The organism is Oceanimonas baumannii (assembly GCF_002245495.1).
Lineage (GTDB): Bacteria > Pseudomonadota > Gammaproteobacteria > Enterobacterales > Aeromonadaceae > Oceanimonas > Oceanimonas baumannii.
Genome location: NZ_NQJF01000012.1, coordinates 61,579 through 78,758, shown reverse-complemented (window position 1 = coordinate 78,758; position 17,180 = coordinate 61,579). Strand labels below are relative to the sequence as shown.

20 protein-coding genes are annotated in these 17,180 nt (G+C 55.6%); 10 read left to right on the top strand and 10 right to left on the bottom strand.

What is annotated here, in order from left to right; genetic code table 11:
• Nucleotides 1-42 precede the first annotated feature (42 nt).
• Nucleotides 43-561: a peptidylprolyl isomerase gene (slyD, locus tag B6S09_RS14360; protein WP_094279184.1), complete on the bottom strand. Its 519-nt coding sequence runs from the start codon at nt 559-561 to the stop codon at nt 43-45.
• A 233-nt stretch (nt 562-794) separates the two neighbouring features.
• Nucleotides 795-995: a YheV family putative zinc ribbon protein gene (locus tag B6S09_RS14355; protein WP_094279183.1), complete on the bottom strand. Its 201-nt coding sequence runs from the start codon at nt 993-995 to the stop codon at nt 795-797.
• A gap of 62 nt (nt 996-1,057) precedes the next feature.
• Here B6S09_RS14355 and B6S09_RS14350 point away from each other — a divergent pair, with 62 nt between their 5' ends.
• The 4 genes from B6S09_RS14350 to B6S09_RS14335 are packed head-to-tail and all read left to right on the top strand — an operon-like array spanning nt 1,058 to nt 4,949.
• On the top strand, nt 1,058-1,747 hold the full coding sequence (locus B6S09_RS14350) for an AraC family ligand binding domain-containing protein (protein WP_094279182.1): 690 nt from the start codon (nt 1,058-1,060) through the stop codon (nt 1,745-1,747).
• 30 nt (nt 1,748-1,777) lie between these two features.
• Nucleotides 1,778-3,676 (top strand): ABC transporter ATP-binding protein, encoded by a 1,899-nt coding sequence (locus B6S09_RS14345; RefSeq protein ID WP_094279181.1) that lies wholly within the window; start codon nt 1,778-1,780, stop codon nt 3,674-3,676.
• Nucleotides 3,673-4,098: a TIGR02444 family protein gene (locus B6S09_RS14340; protein WP_094279180.1), complete on the top strand. Its 426-nt coding sequence runs from the start codon at nt 3,673-3,675 to the stop codon at nt 4,096-4,098. Before B6S09_RS14345 ends, B6S09_RS14340 begins: the two co-directional genes overlap by 4 nt.
• Before the next feature lie 11 nt (nt 4,099-4,109).
• The gene (locus B6S09_RS14335) at nt 4,110-4,949 is read left to right on the top strand and encodes a 23S rRNA (adenine(2030)-N(6))-methyltransferase RlmJ (protein WP_094279179.1); all 840 of its coding nucleotides are present in this window, start codon (nt 4,110-4,112) and stop codon (nt 4,947-4,949) included.
• Between the two features lie 316 nt (nt 4,950-5,265).
• Here the strand turns inward: B6S09_RS14335 and B6S09_RS14330 are convergent, their stop codons facing one another.
• The 3 genes from B6S09_RS14330 to B6S09_RS14320 form a co-directional block, all read right to left on the bottom strand.
• Nucleotides 5,266-6,120: a LysR substrate-binding domain-containing protein gene (locus B6S09_RS14330; RefSeq protein WP_279586677.1), complete on the bottom strand. Its 855-nt coding sequence runs from the start codon at nt 6,118-6,120 to the stop codon at nt 5,266-5,268.
• Nucleotides 6,121-6,168: 48 nt separating this feature from the next.
• A complete protein-coding gene (locus B6S09_RS14325; RefSeq protein WP_094279177.1) occupies nt 6,169-7,272 on the bottom strand; it encodes a 1-acyl-sn-glycerol-3-phosphate acyltransferase in 1,104 nt (367 codons plus the stop codon).
• Nucleotides 7,273-7,349: 77 nt separating this feature from the next.
• Nucleotides 7,350-7,937, bottom strand: coding sequence for a LysE family translocator (locus B6S09_RS14320; protein WP_094279235.1), 588 nt, complete (start codon nt 7,935-7,937; stop codon nt 7,350-7,352).
• Between the two features lie 131 nt (nt 7,938-8,068).
• On the opposite strand from B6S09_RS14320, the gene B6S09_RS14315 reads away from it, so the two are divergent.
• The 3 genes from B6S09_RS14315 to B6S09_RS14305 are packed head-to-tail and all read left to right on the top strand — an operon-like array spanning nt 8,069 to nt 10,199.
• Nucleotides 8,069-9,049, top strand: coding sequence for a hydrolase (locus B6S09_RS14315; RefSeq protein ID WP_094279176.1), 981 nt, complete (start codon nt 8,069-8,071; stop codon nt 9,047-9,049).
• On the top strand, nt 9,046-9,270 hold the full coding sequence (locus B6S09_RS14310) for a YheU family protein (RefSeq protein WP_094279175.1): 225 nt from the start codon (nt 9,046-9,048) through the stop codon (nt 9,268-9,270). Before B6S09_RS14315 ends, B6S09_RS14310 begins: the two co-directional genes overlap by 4 nt.
• Before the next feature lie 59 nt (nt 9,271-9,329).
• Nucleotides 9,330-10,199, top strand: coding sequence for a phosphoribulokinase (locus B6S09_RS14305; protein WP_094279174.1), 870 nt, complete (start codon nt 9,330-9,332; stop codon nt 10,197-10,199).
• Nucleotides 10,200-10,279: 80 nt separating this feature from the next.
• On the opposite strand, the gene B6S09_RS14300 is transcribed toward B6S09_RS14305, so the two are convergent.
• Entirely contained in the window at nt 10,280-10,684 is a 405-nt protein-coding gene (locus B6S09_RS14300; protein WP_094279173.1) for an OsmC family protein, read from the bottom strand.
• A 163-nt stretch (nt 10,685-10,847) separates the two neighbouring features.
• Between B6S09_RS14300 and crp the strand changes: the two genes are divergently transcribed.
• Together crp and B6S09_RS14290 are read left to right on the top strand one after the other, a co-directional pair.
• Nucleotides 10,848-11,486 (top strand): cAMP-activated global transcriptional regulator CRP, encoded by a 639-nt coding sequence (crp, locus tag B6S09_RS14295; protein WP_094279172.1) that lies wholly within the window; start codon nt 10,848-10,850, stop codon nt 11,484-11,486.
• 70 nt (nt 11,487-11,556) lie between these two features.
• On the top strand, nt 11,557-11,904 hold the full coding sequence (locus B6S09_RS14290) for a putative quinol monooxygenase (RefSeq protein WP_094279171.1): 348 nt from the start codon (nt 11,557-11,559) through the stop codon (nt 11,902-11,904).
• Between the two features lie 163 nt (nt 11,905-12,067).
• Here B6S09_RS14290 and B6S09_RS14285 read toward each other — a convergent pair whose 3' ends face one another.
• The 3 genes from B6S09_RS14285 to B6S09_RS18545 form a co-directional block, all read right to left on the bottom strand.
• Nucleotides 12,068-13,171 (bottom strand): phosphoribosylaminoimidazolesuccinocarboxamide synthase, encoded by a 1,104-nt coding sequence (locus tag B6S09_RS14285; RefSeq protein WP_094279170.1) that lies wholly within the window; start codon nt 13,169-13,171, stop codon nt 12,068-12,070.
• A 99-nt stretch (nt 13,172-13,270) separates the two neighbouring features.
• Entirely contained in the window at nt 13,271-13,948 is a 678-nt protein-coding gene (locus B6S09_RS14280; protein WP_094279169.1) for a metal-dependent hydrolase, read from the bottom strand.
• A gap of 465 nt (nt 13,949-14,413) precedes the next feature.
• Nucleotides 14,414-15,001 carry a hypothetical protein gene (locus B6S09_RS18545; RefSeq protein WP_208321787.1) on the bottom strand — a complete coding sequence of 196 codons (588 nt, stop codon included), beginning with the start codon at nt 14,999-15,001 and terminating at the stop codon, nt 14,414-14,416.
• A gap of 550 nt (nt 15,002-15,551) precedes the next feature.
• Between B6S09_RS18545 and B6S09_RS14270 the strand changes: the two genes are divergently transcribed.
• On the top strand, nt 15,552-16,997 hold the full coding sequence (locus tag B6S09_RS14270) for an OmpA family protein (RefSeq protein WP_094279168.1): 1,446 nt from the start codon (nt 15,552-15,554) through the stop codon (nt 16,995-16,997).
• Between the two features lies 1 nt (nt 16,998).
• Here B6S09_RS14270 and B6S09_RS18480 read toward each other — a convergent pair whose 3' ends face one another.
• Nucleotides 16,999-17,166, bottom strand: coding sequence for a hypothetical protein (locus B6S09_RS18480; protein WP_166670349.1), 168 nt, complete (start codon nt 17,164-17,166; stop codon nt 16,999-17,001).
• Nucleotides 17,167-17,180: the final 14 nt, after the last annotated feature.

Below are 17,180 nucleotides of genomic sequence, written 5' to 3'. Positions count from 1 at the left end.
CAAAAAGGCGCCGAAGCGCCTTTTTTTCTGTTTGTGTCACGCTTAGTGGTGGTGGCCACAGCAACCGCCGTCGTGGTCATGCTCATGGCCATGATCATGTTCGCCATGAACATGGCCATGGGCCAATTCTTCTTCGGTGGCTTCGCGCACTTCGCGCACTACGCCCTTGAAGCACAGGGTCATGCCTGCCAGCGGGTGATTGCCGTCTACCTTTACGTATTCCTCGGCTACTTCCAGAATGGTCACCGGACGCTGACCGTCATCGGTCTCCGCCACAAAGGTGTCACCTTCCGACACTTCCATGCCGTCAAACAGCTCGCCGGGAACAGACTGCACCAGCGCCTCGTCGTAATCACCATAAGCCTGATCCGGGGTCAGGGTAACATCAAAATCTTCGCCTACTACCTTGCCGGCCAGCTGGTTTTCAAGGCCAGCCACCAGATAACCGGTACCGTGCAGGTATTGCAGCGGCTGCTTGTTTTCGGTGGTGTCCAGAATCTCGCCATCGGCGTTGCTGACGGTAAAGTCCAGTGTCACCACTGCATTATCGGATACTTTCATAGGAATGAGCCCTGCATATAAATGGTAAGGAATAGAATACATGATGGGCCGGCCGGATGAAATGAAGGCCTGAATTGACAGCGGCCCCGAAGGGCCACCAACGGCAGAATTCAAGGGAACACAGGGAATGAGACTTGCTCTCTGCCAAAGCCAGTCTAGCCTGAAAGGCAGGTCACAACCAAGCCCTGCAGACGGCAAACGCCGATAAAGCCGACAATATGCAGGGATTTGTATTACTCGGGCCGGAATATGCCGATAATATCACCACCAGCGGCAGATTCTGTTTTGGCTTCCGCCTGACTTTGGTGGTGACCACAGTTCACACACTCGACTTTCTCGACACCATGCTCCATATACAGCATCATGGTATCTGCCGACTGACACTGCGGACAGACGGCACCGGCAATAAACCGCTTTCTGCGACGGGTTTCCACAACAGGAGATCCTGTACTATTCATCATATTGAAAATTCTCCGCCAAAAACGAACCAATCACAATGACCGCAAGCGCCCATTACAGCATTCATTACCAGCTTTTCGATCTGCCTCACTTAACGCCCGGCAAGCGCCGCCGACACCTTAAAGGAGTGTTGCTGCTGGTACACCGGGGCTCAGGCCTGCTGCAGCTGGGCCGGCAGTATTTTCCGCTGACCACCGGGGAGGCGGCCTTTTTGCCCGCCGACACCCTGTTTGCCTGGCACGCTCTGGCGGACAGTCACGTCAGCCGGATTGAACTTTCCTGCCGGCTGGATCAGCCGGCGCAACCCGGCCGTTGTCAGCCCAGCGGACTACTGGCGGCCATTGCCGGTAAACTGGCCGCCTGGCAAGGCGAAAAGCACTGGCAAGGAGCCTATGGCCGCCTGTGCCGGGCTTTGTATGACGAGCTGCCGGCACAGCAACTGTTGCCTTTCGAAGCCATGTCTCCCCTGCTCTCTCAGGTGAGCAAGGCGCCCGCCGGCTTCAACCTCAACCAAGAGCAACAGCAGGTTTTTCGCCGGCAGTTCGGTTGTGATCTGGCAAGCTGGCAGCGTCAGCTCGCTCTGCTACATATGCTACGGGATCTGTCCAAAAGTGCAGACCCCGACCAGCTGGCCAGGGAGCATGGCTTTGCTTCCTTTCCTCAATTTGAACAGGATTGCCGTCACTGGCTGGGAAGCCCCTGTCATACCGGGGGCAAAACCGGCTAAAATACGCCTTTTGCATTTTTCCGGGTTTCTATGATCACCCTCAGCCAGATTGAATTGCTTCGGGGCGGCCGCCCCCTGCTGAAAGACGCCAGCGCTACCATTCACGGCGGCCAGAAGGTCGGTCTGGTAGGCAAGAACGGCTGTGGCAAGTCCACCCTGTTTTCCCTGCTCAAAGGTGAGCTCACCATCGACAGCGGCCAGTTTGGCCTGCCTGCCGACTGGCAACTGGCCAGCGTAGCCCAGGAAACGCCGGCGCTGGACTGCTCCGCCCTCGACTACGTGATTGACGGTGATCGGGAGTACCGCCGGTTGTGCCGGGAGCTTGAAGCGGCCGAAGCCCGCCACGACGGTATTGCCATCGCCGAGCTGCACGGCCGGCTCGAAACCCACGGCGGTTACTACATTCACGCCCGCGCCGCTGCCCTGCTGCACGGCCTGGGCTTCGCCAACGAGGCCCATGCCCGCCCGGTGAGCGATTTTTCCGGGGGCTGGCGCATGCGCCTCAACCTGGCCCAGGCACTGATCTGCCGCTCCGACCTGCTGCTGCTTGATGAGCCCACCAACCACCTGGATCTGGATGCGGTGATCTGGCTGGAACGCTGGCTGAAAAGCTACGATGGCACCCTGATTCTGATCTCCCATGACCGGGATTTTCTCGACGCCGTGGTCGGTCGCATCATTCATATCGAAAACAGCCAGCTCAACGAATACACCGGCAACTACTCCGATTTCGAGCGCATGCGCGCCGAGCAGCTGGCGCTGCAGCAATCGCTTTATGAAAAGCAGCAGCGGGCGCTGAGCCACATGCAAAGCTATGTGGACCGCTTTCGCTACAAGGCCAGCAAGGCCAAGCAGGCCCAGAGCCGGCTCAAAGCCATGGAGAAGATGGAGCGCATCTTGCCCGCTCACGTCGACTCACCGTTCAACTTCAGTTTCCGTCCGCCGGCCAGCCTGCCGGTGCCGCTGATCGCCATGGAAAAACTGGCCGCCGGCTATGGCGACAAAGAAATTCTGTCGAACATCAAACTCAACCTGGTGCCCGGCTCACGTATCGGTCTGCTGGGCCGCAACGGTGCCGGCAAGTCCACCTTTATCAAACTGCTGGCGGGCGAGCTGACACCACTTTCCGGCAAGCTGGAAGCGAGTAAGGGCGTGGCCCTGGGGTACTTTGCCCAGCACCAGCTGGAAAGCCTGCACCCGCAGGAATCGGCGCTCACCCATCTGGCCCGGCTCGACCCACGAGCCACCGAGCAAAGCCTGCGCGACTACCTGGGTGGCTTCGATTTTCACGGCGACAAGGTAAAGGAGCCTGTCGGCCCATTCTCCGGGGGAGAAAAGGCCCGGCTGGTGCTGGCGCTGATCGTCTACCAGAAGCCCAACCTGCTGCTGCTGGACGAACCCACCAACCACCTGGATCTGGACATGCGCGAGGCTCTGACCCTGGCGCTGCAGGCCTTTGAAGGTGCCATGGTGATCGTGTCCCACGACCGCCATCTGCTGCGCGCCACCACCGACGAGTTCTATCTGGTGGACAGTGGCCGGGTGCAGTCCTTTGACGGCGACCTTGATGACTATCACCAGTGGCTGACCGAGCAGGACAAGGCCGAGCAGCCCGCCGACAATACCCCCGCCGGCGACAACTCGGCCCAGGCGCGCAAGGCGGAAAAACGCCGCCAGGCCGAACTGCGCCAGCAGACCCAACCGCTGCGCAAGGCCATCACCAAACTGGAAAGCCAGATGGAGCGCTGCCAGCAGCAGTTGGCGGACATTGAAACCCAGCTGGCAGATCCGGATATTTATGCGGCCGAGCACAAGGCCCGGCTGCAACAGTTGCTGAAAGATCAGAGCCCACTGCAGCAACAACTGACCGAGAGCGAGCTGGAATGGCTGGATCTGCAGGAACAACTGGAGACACTGGAACAGTCATGATCACCACCGATACCCTGTGGCAGTTCAGCGAACAGCATTATGGCCGTCCCGGGGTCGCTGCCGCCTGCCTGAGCCTGCAGGACGAGCACGGTGCCAACGTCAACCTGCTGCTGCTGCTGCTGCTGCTGGAAGAGCAAGGGCTGACGCTCGACATTACGCCCTTTCTGCCAGTGCTTGAACGCCGGCGCGGACTGTTTCAGCACTGGCGCGCCCTGCGCCGGCGACTCAAGCCCGGGCTAGATGCTGACGACTATGCTCAGCTGCTGCAACACGAGCTGGAGCTGGAACGCTGGCAACAGCAAGAGCTGCTCGCGGTGCTGGCCAGTCATACACCCGAACCCGGCAGCGGCGCTCTGCTCACCTACCTCAATCTGCTACAGGTGACCGACGCTCACCTGTGGCAACTCAAACTTGCCGGTTAAGAGACACCATCATGCTTAGTTATCGTCATGCCTTTCACGCCGGCAATCACGCCGATGTGCTCAAGCACGCAGTGCAGGCCTTTATTCTTGAATCACTGTGCGCCAAGGACAAGGGCTACAGCTATATCGATACCCACTCCGGCGCCGGCGGTTATACCCTCAGCCATGAGTGGACCCAGAAGAAGGCGGAATACCAGGGCGGTATTGCCCGGTTGTGGCACGAACAGGAAGAGTGGCCACAACTGGCCGGCTATTTTGCAGCGATCAAGGCCATGAACCCGGGTGACGGGCTGGAGCACTATCCGGGTTCCCCCCTGGTGGCGGCACATTTTCAGCGCCAGCAGGACAGAGTCAACCTGATGGAACTGCACCACAACGAAGTGGAGCTGCTGCGCCAGAACCTCGCCGGTGATGGGGTGGCCATTCACCATCGCGATGGTTTTGAAGGTCTGGTGGGCCTGCTACCGCCCACGCCCAAGCGCGGTCTGGTGCTGATTGACCCGCCCTATGAACTGAAAGAAGACTACCAGCGGGTGGCAACAACCCTGCAAAAGGCATACAAACGCTGGCCCATCGGCATTTACTCCGTCTGGTATCCGCTACTGGCCAAAGCCGTGGATCGCAGCGAAGGGCTGAAAGCGGCCCTGGCCGGACTGGGCTTTGAGCAGGTGCTGTGCGCCGAGCTCAGGGTACAGGCCCAGGCCGACGATTTCGGCATGCACGGCTCCGGCATGGTAGTGCTGAACCCGCCCTGGAAACTGGATGAAAAGCTCGCCGGGCTGCTGCCTTCCCTGAGCCAGACCCTGGCCCAGGACGAACAGGCCGGCTTTACCCTGGAATGGCTGAAATAAACTAATCGCTTGCAAAGCAGTGCACTACCATCGGGCAAAGCGCACTGCTGCGCCCCCTAGCGCAGAGGGCACGGCGAAGCAGACACCCTTTGCCCTCCCTAGGACACTTGGAGCTGACTGGGGCTTGCAGACGACGCCGATGTTCCCAGAAGCAGCAGTGGGGATTGCCGGAGCCGACCGTCACATGCCAGGGAAGGCATGTGCCGAGCGCCCCATGGACGGGCTCGATGCGTGTCGGCGGAGTGCAGCGGCACTGCTGCTTCGAGGACTCAGACTCAACAAGCGGCCACCTGTTCCAGTCCCTCATCCCCAATCCTTATTCCCGGCCTTGCAGTGCTTCCTCCTTGAGCCAATCACGTAGAGCGGCAATGTCATCAAGGCGTGAAGAGTCGGGCCTCCACACCAGATAGTAACGATGGTGAGGTACGAGTTCGGTGGCAAAAGGCCGGCACAGCCGCTCCTGACGCAGCAAATCCGCCACCAGCACCGAGCGACTGAGCGCGACACCCTGCCCCGCCAGCACCATTTCCAGCCCCAGGTTACCGTCATCCACCGTCAGCTGACGGCATTGTGACAGTATGCGCTCATGACCACTCAGGGCCAGCCAGTTGGCCCAGCTGACCCCGGCATACTCGGGGCCAGACACCAGCGGCAGACTGATCAAATCCTCCACCAGCTGCAGCCGGGACACCAGCGCCGGCGCGCACACCGGAAAGGCGGTGTCGCTCATCAACAGCTCGCTGTGCAGCCCCGCATAACTTCCTTCACCATAGCGGATGGCAAGATCCACCTCTCCACCGGCAAAATCGGCCAGTTGCTGGCTGGGGTGCACACGAAGCTCAATATGAGGATGACTTTCGGCAAAACGCCACAGCCTTGGCATAAGCCAGCGCGCCGCCAGGGAGGGAAGTACACTGAGTTGCAGCGGACCGGCATCGGGCTGAGTAAGCTGGCTCAAGCCGCGTTCCAGCTGAGCCAGCCCCTGCTCCACAAAGGGCAGCAGCTCGCGGCCCTCATGGGTCAGCACCATGCCGGTCCCCCGGCGCACAAACAGGCGACAGCCAAGGGAGGTTTCCAGATTACGGATCTGCTGGCTGACTGCTGCCTGGGTCACACACAGCTCGGCAGCAGCAGCAGAATAACTGCTGTGGCGGGCTGCCACGGCAAACACCCGTAACCCGCTCAGGCGACTGGCGGTAATCAGCCGGGGATTCAGGGTTCAGCCCTTGTTCAGCACCGGCTGAGCATACATGGCCAGTACGCGGTCACGCAGTTCGTCAGGTACCTGGCTGATATGATGTTCAAACTCCCGGCGGGCGTTGTCATCTACTCCCTCAACCTGCCCTGCCGCCAACAAATTACTGGGAAACAGATGGTAATTGGCGTGTATTTCCCGATCCACCGCCTGCGCCAGTTCGTCGGCATTATCGAAGTCACCGGTCATCGGCTGGCCAAAAGCCACGTGCACCCGGCCCTTCTGGCCGGTAATGCCTTGCACAATGCTCTGAATATCTTCGAACTCACTTTTTTCGTAGGCACCGGCAGTGTCTTTGGCGTGCAGTTCCCGGGCCTTGGCTACATCACCGGGATCATATTCATAAGAAATAGACACCGGCACCAGATTCAGGCTGCGAATATAGTCGCTGAAGGGAATCTTCTGCCGCTTGCCTTCCATGTAGAACATTTTAAGAATGGCCGGATCTGTCTTGTCGTCACCGTCTTTGGCCCGGCCTTCCTTTTGAGCGATCCAGATTGAGTGTTGTTCATCAAGGGAATGACGCAGATAGGCCGACAGCTCACTGAAGGCCTTCATCATCTCCCGGGGCCCCTTGGCGGAGCGCTTGACGATAAAACTCTTGTTGAGCTTCATCAGCTCAGTGGCACAGGGTTTGCGAAGCAGGTTATCACCGATGGCTATTCGCACCGTATGCAACTGGTGGGTATAGAGACCCCAGTTAACAAAAGCCGGATCCATGGCGATATCTCTGTGATTAGAGATAAACAAATAGCCGGTATCAGGATTCAGGTGCTCCAGCCCGGAGTAGGTGACGCCCGAGGTCGTGCCGGAAATCATCTTTTCCATAAAGCGGGCTACTTCCAGCTGCACCTGATGCACACTGGTTACACGACGCCAGCGCCAGGTCAGATAAAGGCGGATCAGCCCTTTAACCAGACTGCCTCCCATCCGGGACAAGCCAGCATAGCGATAACGGGCAATCGCGCCGATAAATTCGTCGTCTGCAATCAGCCGGGCAATGGCACCGGCCACCTCATCATCGCGGTAAGGGCGAATCTCTTTAAATAAATCTGTGTCAGAAACCATGAAAGCCTTGGGTCGAAGACAAAAAAACGGCCAGATTTTACACCCTTTACGCCCAAACTCTAACGGTTAACCACAAATCAATACCAGATCATCACAACACAGGCCGCAGTCAGCACCCCCATTACGGCATTAAAGCGCTGCCAGTGGGTATCGGTATGCAGCCAGCGGCGAACGCGCATGCCTATCAGTGTCCACAGATGGCCGGTGACCATACCACATATTAAAAATACCCCCAGCACCCCCCAGGCCGAGGGCCAGTACTGCTCTCCGCTCAGGGTAAAACCGCTGATGGCGGAAACAGCCATCAGCCAGGATTTCGGGTTGAGAAACTGGAACAATGCTCCCTGATGCCAGCGCATACTACGTTCATCATCACCCGGAGGCGGTGCAGTGGCGATACGCCAGGCCAGCCACAACAAATAACCACTGCCAGCAATTTTCAATCCCCATTGCAGCACCGGCCACATTTCAAACAGCCGGCCCAAGCCCAGCGCAGTCAGTAACAGCAACAGCTGCAGCCCCAGCATAATACCCAGCAACAACTTCAATGAGCTCCGGTACCCACTGCGGGTGCCGGCGCTGGCCAGCAGCATATTGTTGGGGCCGGGTGTGCCACAGGCCGCCAGTGCAAAGCCCGTCACCGGGCCCAGCAGAGTAATGTCCATCATGTTATTGTCAGTCAGTAAGATATGCCGGTTGAGGGCATTGTTTTACTCGATTTTCCCGTCAGGGCCCAGTATTTTAGGTTTATAGAAGGCCGCTCTTTTATCAGCATTTTAATCTTATACAGGACATCATGATCCATCCAAGCCGGTTTCAGCCATCCTGGTGGGCTCGACATGCGCACCTGCAAACCATTCTGGCCCGTTATCTGCACCGCACCCGGCAACCATACCGGAATGAGCGTCTGGAATTGCCTGATGGTGATTTTGTGGATCTGTCCTGGGCGACCCCTTTGCAGGATGAGAGCAGGCCGCTGGTGGTATTGTTTCATGGCCTTGAAGGCAGTGTGCAGTCTCATTATGTACAGGGCATGATGGCAGTATTGCATAGCACAGGCTGGCAGCCGGTACTGATGCATTTTCGCGGTTGCAGCGGCGAACCCAATCGCCTGTTGCGGGCCTACCACTCCGGGGAAACGGAAGATCCAGCCTTTTTAATCAACACCCTGCGGCAGCGCTTTCCGGATCGCCCTATGGCAGCCATTGGTTATTCCCTGGGGGGAAATATGCTGGTGAATTACCTGGCTCGTTACCGCAATAACCCGCTGAGCACCGCCATTGTGATATCGGCTCCCCTGCAGCTGGCCGCCTGTGCCGATCGCATTAACCGCGGCACCTCACGCATTTATCAGCGCTACCTGCTGAACCGCATGAAACAAAACTGGCAACGGAAGCTGGCCCGCCACCCCGCCGCCGGCATCCGCAACGATATATATGCCATTCACAGCCTGCGGGAGTTCGACCATTGCCTGACGGCTCCGCTGCACGGCTTTACCGATGCCGATGAGTATTACCGCCGCTGTTCTGGCCTGCCGAGGCTGCCAGATATCGTGACCCCCACCCTGATACTGCACGCCGCCGATGATCCTTTTATGACCGATGCGGTGATCCCCGAAGCCGATGCACTGCCACCGGCCATCAGCTATGAACTCAGTCGCCACGGCGGCCATGTGGGGTTTATGCAAGGCCCCCCCTGGCGTCCCCGTTACTGGCTGGAACAACGGGTTCCGGCCTGGCTACAGCAATATTTACCGTTAACTCAGGAAACTGAATGATTATTCCTTTTCGCGATTTGCCCGAAGATACGCTTAATAATTTAATCGAACATTTTGTACTGCAGGAAGGCACCGAGTACGGCGACCATGAAGTCTCTCTTGAGCAAAAAGTATTCGAGGTAAAACAACAACTTGAACGAGGTGAAGCCGTCATTGTCTACAGCGAGCTGCACGAAACCGTAAACATAGTACCCGCAGAGCGTTTGGCTCACAGACCTTGACCTTAGCCCTGAGCACTGCGTATAAACACTCTCGGTTTCATCAATTTTAAGGGTTTTCCATGTCTGCCAAGCACCCCATTATAGCGGTGACCGGCTCTTCGGGTGCCGGCACATCGACCTCTACCGAGGTGTTCCAGTCCATGTTTGCCCAGCTGGGTGTGCAAGCTGCCATGCTGGAAGGCGACAGCTTCCACCGCTATACCCGCCCGGAAATGGACGTGGCCATTCGCCGGGCCCGGGAACAGGGACGGCATATCAGCTACTTTGGCCCGGAAGCCAACGATTTCGAGTTGCTCGAACAGTTTTTCAAGGAATATGGCAACACAGGTACCGGCCAGTTCCGACGCTACCTGCACACCTTTGATGAAGCCGTGCCCTTTAATCAGATGCCGGGAACCTTCACTCCCTGGCAGAAATTGCCCGATGATACCAGCCTGCTGTTTTATGAAGGGCTGCACGGTGGAGTGGTCACCGGTGAACAAAATGTCGCGCAGCATGTGGATTTACTGGTGGGCATGGTTCCCATCGTAAACCTGGAGTGGATTCAGAAGCTCATCCGTGACACCGCCGAGCGCGGCCACTCACGAGAGGCAGTCACCGATTCCATCGTCCGTTCGATGGAAGATTACATCAACTTTATTACCCCGCAGTTTTCCCGCACTCATATCAACTTTCAGCGGGTGCCGACGGTGGATACTTCCAACCCGTTCAGTGCCAAGGTCATCCCCAGCCTGGATGAAAGCATGGTGGTCATTCGTTTCCGTGGCATCAGGAATGTGGATTTCCCTTATCTGCTGGCGATGATTGACGGCTCTTTTATGTCTCGGCGCAATACCATAGTGGTACCCGGCGGAAAAATGGGGTTTGCCATGGAGCTGATTTTACGGCCCATGCTGGAGCAACTGCTGGAAACCGGAAAAATACGCTAAGCCGGTTTATGGTTTGCCGCACGTCAACATGCCGGGAGATATCCGGCACGAGCGTGGGCAAACCCTGTCAGAGCACCGGCTCAACGCTCACGGATTTCGTAAGACGACGAGACCTTCACCGCTTTTTCCAGCATTTTCATCACTGAACAATATTTCTGCATGGACAAATCAACCGCCCGTGCCACCTGTTTTTCCGGCAGGTTTTCACCGGTTACCACAAAGTTCAGATGAATGGCGGTAAACACTCTGGGCGGATTCTCGGCCCGCTCGGCCTGAAGCTCCACTTCGCAACCGGTCACGGTCTGACGGCTTTTCTCCAGAATAGAAACCACATCAATGGCGCTGCAGCCACCGGCACCCAGAAGCACATGTTCCATGGGGCTGGCTCCCTGACCGGGGTTGGTGCCATCCAGCACAATTTTGTGACCGGATTCTGATTCGCCTTCAAAACACATGCCCTGCAACCAGCTGACCTTGGCTTTCATAACACCTCCTTATTAAAACAGGTATAATACCCCATTGCTCTGGCCGTAAAAACCGGTGTGGCTCTTGATGAAGACCGCCAAGCCTTTTATGCTAGCCGCTCACCCATGCAATTAGGTATAAGGCCGGGCCCTTGCAGCCCAGCTAGTCTCAAGAGGAATATTCATGGTTATCGGCAAGCCCCAAAGTGACCCGACCCTGGAATGGTTTTTGTCACATTGCCATATTCACAAGTACCCGGCCAAAAGCTCCCTGATCCATGCAGGCGAAAAGGCCGAGACCCTCTACTATATCGTCAAGGGCTCAGTTGCCGTACTGATCAAGGATGAAGACGGAAAGGAAATGATCCTGTCTTACCTTAATCAAGGTGACTTTATCGGCGAGCTGGGTCTGTTTGAGGATACCGACAACCCGGTGCGCACCGCCTGGGTACGGGCCAAGTCCCCCTGTGAAGTAGCAGAAATTTCCTATAAAAAATTCCGTCAGCTGATCCAGGTGAACCCGGAGATTCTGATCCGACTGTCTGCCCAAATGGCCAGCCGCCTGCAGACCACCAGCCAGAAGGTCGGCGATCTGGCCTTCCTCGATGTGACCGGTCGCATTGCTGAAACACTGCTGAGCCTGGCGCGCCAGCCCGATGCCATGACCCATCCCGACGGTATGCAAATCAAGATCACCCGTCAGGAAATCGGTCAGATTGTAGGCTGTTCCCGGGAAACCGTGGGGCGTATCCTGAAGATGCTGGAAGAGCAGAACCTGATTACTGCCCACGGCAAGACCATCGTCGTGTTTGGCACCCGCTGAGCCTTGCCTGCCGTTTGTTGCGACGCCACCAATTCTGGTGGCGTTTTTGTTTTGATAATAAGGAAAAATGATGTCGAGCCGAGTTTATTGCATTGCTTCTTTTAAACCCAAGCCGGGCAAGGAACGCGAACTGTTTCGGGTGTTACAGGCTCTTGAGGCCGATACCCTGCGCGAAGACGGCTGCATTCAGTACCGGGTAACCCGTCATATCGACAGCCCCTTTGCCGGCGGCAATAGCTTTCCTCTGGTATTTAACGAGATCTGGGCCGATATGGCGAGTTTTGAGGCACACTGCCAGCGCAGTGGCATTCAGGCATTTTTTGAGGCTCATTGCGTCAGTACCGAAGGGCTGGTAGCCGAGCACAATGTCTGCATCTACAGCGATGAACCGGAAGACTTTGACGCGCCGCGTTTTTGAATAAAGGCAGCGGAATAAATAACAGCAGTAGAGTTACACTTCGCCGGCTCGCTGCGCAGGAATGGCGCAGCGAGCTCTCATGGAAGAAATTACAATGTGCCAAAGCGGCAGTGCCCATGCTCCCACAAGGCTGCACGGCACTGCAAACGGCAAAAGCTGGTAATTAATCCACCAGGCCGTAGTCGTCGCGCAGAATGGCGATAATATCGGCCTTGGGATTATCGGACAGTACCAGCTTCTGGCCGGTGATCTTTTCGGCAATGCCCACGTAGGTACTGGAGATTTTCATCAGAACCTCCACCGGCAGGGCGTTATCACGGGCCAGCGCTTCACGCTCCGGCATCCGCTCCTTGTTAAGCAGAATGTCCGGATCGGGAAAATGTCTGAGCAGCAACTGCCGGAAGTCCTCTTTCGAGTTTTCCACAATGCGCCCTTCCCGGTATGCCGGACCATCCCAGATCCGAGATGAGTCGGGGGTTCCTACCTCATCCATGTAGATCAGTTTTTCATTGCCCTGGTCATCAGTGACGTAGCCAAACTCAAACTTGGTATCCACAAATACCTGATCGATTTTCGCCAACTCGTTACTGATGACGTCAAAGCCTTCCTTCAGTAAACGCTCATACAGGGCAATGTCGTCCCGGCTTTTAAAATTAAAGGCGGCGAAGTTGTCTTCGATGTTGCCACGGGTAATATTGACATCGTCCGCTTCCGGCACCCCGGGAATACCACGCAGAATCCCCTTGGTGGATGGCGTCATCAGCAATTCGGGCAGCTTTTGATCCTTGTTCAGCCCCTCGGGCAGACGAATACCGCAAAACTCCCGCTCGCCCTTTTCGTAGCTGCGCCACATGGAGCCGGTAATGTATTGACGGCAGATGGCCTCAATTTTTACCGGTGTAGCCTTTTGCACGATCCACACAAAAGGATGAGGAATATCAAGGATATGACTGTCGGCCAACCCCTGCTCCTGGAACAAGCGGAACCAGTGATTGGAAATAGCGTTCAGGGCAGCACCCTTACCTGGTACGCCATTCAGGCCCTCTTCGCCATGCCAGATACAGTCAAAAGCAGAGATACGATCGCTGATCACCATGATCGCCAGGGGGGCATCGGAAGCCACCTTATAGCCTTTCTCCCGGATCAGCCGACGGCTGTCTTCTTCAGTCAGCCAGTAAACGGAACGCACCTTACCGCTGTGTACCGGTTGACGGGTTCGAATGGGAAGGTCGTTGTTAACGGCCAAAACCTTGTCTGCGAGACTCATCACTTATGTCCTGTGTGTGGAAATATTGAAGCATCGCTGCACACACGCCCGGTATTGTTTTGGAGTTATAAAAGGGGCGGAGCAGTCAGCGCCTCCAGTTTACCAGATGTGGGAAACCGGCAATAGCCGCGCCAGCAGCCCATTCCAGTCCGGGCTGGCCGGTGCCAGCCACCACCCTCCCGCCAGCAAAAGCAGCAACAGCAGATTAGGCAGGGGAGCCGGCCACTCAATCACCTTAAGCGCGGTGCCAAATGACCTTTTAATACGTCGTCCTTCCAGGTCAATGCTGTACAGCTCATCCAGTAGCAGATGAATACAAGCCCCCAAAAACACAAACAGGCCAGTAAACCAGGCCATGTCTGTATCCAGCCCCAGCAGACGATCGCCCAGCACCACCGCCAGCAGCCCGAATACCAGATTGGCGAGAATAGAATGCAGGCTGGCACGATGCACGGTGAAGTGGGCAAACGCCCAGCACAGCGGATAGCGCACCAGCCCGTAGCCCACCGCCCCCAGCACCAGTGTATCCACCAGTGTCAGATGTTGCTGGCCAAACAACAGCACCAGCATCGCCGCCAGGGCACCGAACAAACGGAACACAATATCCAGCGAACGGGACGAGTCCGAATCCATGTCCGGCAATATGCCCCCCAGGCTGCCTGCCAGCCATAACACACAGGCCTGGCTTAAACTTGCTTCTCCCGCCCACACCATACCGGCAGCGAGCAGGCCGCTGGCACCACTGGCCACCTGAATATGCGTTCTGAAATTCGCCATCAACTACCTTCCTCAACTACCTTCTGCGGCGCTGAAAAAGAGGCGAGTCTAGCATGGTCATACTGGATAAAAAAACAGGGGCTGCCGAGGCAGCCCATAACGCAACACTGTGCGTCCAGCCTGAACCTGGTAAAGTTGTATGCGTTGACCAAAGGGCTGGCCTGAGCATCCGGGTCGTTAAGCTTGATGGCTTCATCATATAAACTGAGCCCTGACGCCAGCGTCGCTTCATGGTTAACCCGCTGCAGCCCTGCCGGTGAAGGAATCGACTTAAATTAGCTTTCGCAGCGGCTCTGTACAAACAGGTAGTGGCAGAATGGCTCAACTCTTGACCGTGTTTTCTGTCCTTCAAGTAGTGCACGCTGTTAACTCTTCCGATATCGAATGCATGGAATAGCCGACGGCGATGTTTGAATTCTCGCCGTTATTCAAATTAAATTTGTTGTTGAGGCGTGGATTCGCCTGTTACTGATATTCAGCCTCCCACAAAGTCAAAGGTTCGGCAGAGCACCATTGCCAGAATTTCTTCTCAACCAAGTCACTTGCCTCGGCAGCATCCCGCCCCTCAAACAAGCGCCAATTTTCCTCTGCAGATTTCAGGGCATACTGTCTCAAGTGACCGGTGACCCTCTCGAAATCGGATGGCTCGAGGAGAAATATACTGCCATCCCTGTAAGACTCCCAGGACATCTGATCTTCGGGTTGTCGTTGATGATTCTGGAAGAACGCTTCGCTGTAGATGCTGGCCGAAGCGCCCGCAGACACACAGTCGTCCCAACGTTGGCAGCGAAAGAAATACTCGTCCTCAGCTTCAGCAGTGCCTGTTAGCTCTCGATAGGGGCAAGCCCTTTCCCAAGGCTTATCGATATTGGCTTCCGCCACACCTTTGCGCGCCAATTCAATCTCATGAGGCTTAGGGGTCATTTCCAATAACAAGTCATAGCCGGATTTTTCCTCTGCCATTAAAGTGAAGGTAGCTCCCAAAAGAAACATACCCAGTGCGACGCGGGTGCAAGCTGATTTTGAGAACGATGGCATCAAGCGAAATGACATATTACAAACCTCTGAAGAACTAAGTTATTTATCCAGAAACAGGAATAGGCCATTTATAACAATGGCCTTTAACCTTACTTGTGCTGGTTACTTACGCGTACTGGCCTTTGAAACAGTCTCGCTGTAAGCATTCAAGCCACCAGCCTTGGCGGCGTCAGTTACTGCCTTTTTGCCCTCAGCAATTCGACTTCGATTTGAGTATCGAGGTGATTTACTATCGCAATATAGTCTTTAGAGGTCGAAGAGACGCAGGGCTCTGGCTTTTGTGTTTAATCTGAAAAACACGCGACTGATATGCTGTTCATCCGTGTATGATAATGTTTTGCTTAAAAACCGTCCATTCGCAATGGTAAAGTTGCTTTAACTCAGCTAGTAAGTCAAAACTCTCTCCAAGTGTACGCTGGTGCAAGTTCGTATACCCATATATTTATCATGATAAATATTTAGATTAAACATAAACTTAGGCTATCATCTTGATTATTTTGTAGTATCATCCTGCTCTCTTAATTAATACGCTAAAGTAAGATTCAGCCCGCTGAAAAGGTTTTTTATGGGACAAAATACTTTATTGAGTGCAGTATTTTTGGCTGTTACTGCCTTCAGTGCCTCTGCCAGTACGCTTTTCAGCACCTTCCCGGATGCCAAATACCCCGCAGAAAAACACATTCATTTTACGCCATTCGAACTCATTACCGCCGTTGATGAAGACAAGCTCTCCGTTTTGCCGGTGTCAGGCAAACTGACCCAACACAGTTTCGAGCTTCCAGACAGCTATACGTTGGAGCTGGTTATCAATAACTATCTGGCACAACTTAACAAACTAAATGCTGAGATAGTGTTTCAATGCCAGCAGGAAGCCTGCGGTGATCCTTATGCCCTAAGGGACCAGTTGGCACCTAGGATAACCGTAGATACCAGTTATCCCGGCGCATATGTGGCGGCAAAGCTAACTGGTTCCAGCGGGGATGTTTACAGCGTCATCTATGCCTTTCACCGAGAGGACCGTTATACCAAGGTACAGCTTGTTACCCTTGAGAGTATTCCCGAGCCACTGGGTCTGATTGAGGCAAACCCGGCGTTTTTACTGCAGGCTCCACAAGAGGTGGAGATAAAAGACAGACGCAGTGAAGATAGTCAGGACTCGGCAGATCATCCGCTGCTTGGCCGCATGCCCGGCAGTTTCATCAGTCGCTACAAGCAAACCAATTTTACCCAAGTCCCTGTGATCGTCGGCATGTCTGCAGCCGGTTATCAGACCCAGCCACTCGATGCCAAACTCACCGAGATACGTTATCAGATGCCAGAAGAATACTCGCTGTTTGAAATCAGCAGTAACTACGCCGCCGCTGCCAACAAGCTGGCCGCTGAGTCCGTATTCCATTGCGAGGGTAAAGCCTGTGGTGACGATGCCGAACTGATAAAGTCCATGGGGTTACATCAGGATGATAATACCGATGAATGGCAGGACTATCAGCTATTTAAACTGAGCCGCCCTGGCGGTGATGTATATTTCGATATCTATGCCCAGGGCCGCTACGATGGCACGCCAGCAGACACCACTGTGCGAGTGATGGAGCTCTCGGCACTGAAAGACGACAGGGTTGTCATTGACCTCAATGCCCTCACCAAGGCCATTACCCAATCCGGCAAGGCTACCCTGGAAGGCTTGCTATTCGATTACGACAGTGACCAGATGCTGCCAGAGTCCAAGCCCGTACTGGAAGTGCTGGCAAGCTATCTTAAGCAGCACCCGAAGCTGGATTTTTACGTGGTCGGCCACACCGACGATAAGGGCGACAACCGCTATAACCAGAGCCTGTCACAGCGCCGCGCGGCGGCAGTGATAAAACAGCTCACCGAGCAATACCAGATCGCCGCCAGCCAGTTAGCAGCCCATGGTAATGGCGAGTACAGCCCTGTTGCCAGCAATGCCAACGAAGCAGGCCAGCAGCTGAATCGCCGTGTGGAGCTGGTGCTCCGCTCTGACAAAAAGTAACCTACAGAACCTTCGCAGCCGGTTGCATTAACAGTGTTGCCGGCATAAAACGCCGTCGCACCGGCGCTCCACAAGCCGGTGCGAGTGGATAGCGCACTTCTCCCGCCCACATCATACCGGCAGCGGGCAGGCCAATGGCCACCTGAATATGCGTTTTGACATTCGCCATCAACTACCTTCCTC

Excerpts from the sequence above, each read along its gene's own strand:
- crp (WP_094279172.1), top strand. The coding sequence starts at position 10,848 with ATGGTTATCGGCAAGCCCCAAAGTGACCCGACCCTGGAATGGTTTTTG.
- slyD (WP_094279184.1), bottom strand. The coding sequence starts at position 561 with ATGAAAGTATCCGATAATGCAGTGGTGACACTGGACTTTACCGTCAGC.
- B6S09_RS14310 (WP_094279175.1), top strand. The coding sequence starts at position 9,046 with ATGATTATTCCTTTTCGCGATTTGCCCGAAGATACGCTTAATAATTTA.
- B6S09_RS14315 (WP_094279176.1), top strand. The coding sequence starts at position 8,069 with ATGATCCATCCAAGCCGGTTTCAGCCATCCTGGTGGGCTCGACATGCG.
- B6S09_RS14320 (WP_094279235.1), bottom strand. The coding sequence starts at position 7,937 with ATGGACATTACTCTGCTGGGCCCGGTGACGGGCTTTGCACTGGCGGCC.
- B6S09_RS14325 (WP_094279177.1), bottom strand. The coding sequence starts at position 7,272 with ATGGTTTCTGACACAGATTTATTTAAAGAGATTCGCCCTTACCGCGAT.
- B6S09_RS14305 (WP_094279174.1), top strand. The coding sequence starts at position 9,330 with ATGTCTGCCAAGCACCCCATTATAGCGGTGACCGGCTCTTCGGGTGCC.
- B6S09_RS14285 (WP_094279170.1), bottom strand. The coding sequence starts at position 13,171 with ATGAGTCTCGCAGACAAGGTTTTGGCCGTTAACAACGACCTTCCCATT.
- B6S09_RS14350 (WP_094279182.1), top strand. The coding sequence starts at position 1,058 with ATGACCGCAAGCGCCCATTACAGCATTCATTACCAGCTTTTCGATCTG.
- B6S09_RS14340 (WP_094279180.1), top strand. The coding sequence starts at position 3,673 with ATGATCACCACCGATACCCTGTGGCAGTTCAGCGAACAGCATTATGGC.
- B6S09_RS18480 (WP_166670349.1), bottom strand. The coding sequence starts at position 17,166 with ATGGCGAATGTCAAAACGCATATTCAGGTGGCCATTGGCCTGCCCGCT.
- B6S09_RS14345 (WP_094279181.1), top strand. The coding sequence starts at position 1,778 with ATGATCACCCTCAGCCAGATTGAATTGCTTCGGGGCGGCCGCCCCCTG.
- B6S09_RS14335 (WP_094279179.1), top strand. The coding sequence starts at position 4,110 with ATGCTTAGTTATCGTCATGCCTTTCACGCCGGCAATCACGCCGATGTG.
- B6S09_RS14270 (WP_094279168.1), top strand. The coding sequence starts at position 15,552 with ATGGGACAAAATACTTTATTGAGTGCAGTATTTTTGGCTGTTACTGCC.
- B6S09_RS18545 (WP_208321787.1), bottom strand. The coding sequence starts at position 15,001 with ATGTCATTTCGCTTGATGCCATCGTTCTCAAAATCAGCTTGCACCCGC.
- B6S09_RS14290 (WP_094279171.1), top strand. The coding sequence starts at position 11,557 with ATGTCGAGCCGAGTTTATTGCATTGCTTCTTTTAAACCCAAGCCGGGC.
- B6S09_RS14280 (WP_094279169.1), bottom strand. The coding sequence starts at position 13,948 with ATGGCGAATTTCAGAACGCATATTCAGGTGGCCAGTGGTGCCAGCGGC.
- B6S09_RS14300 (WP_094279173.1), bottom strand. The coding sequence starts at position 10,684 with ATGAAAGCCAAGGTCAGCTGGTTGCAGGGCATGTGTTTTGAAGGCGAA.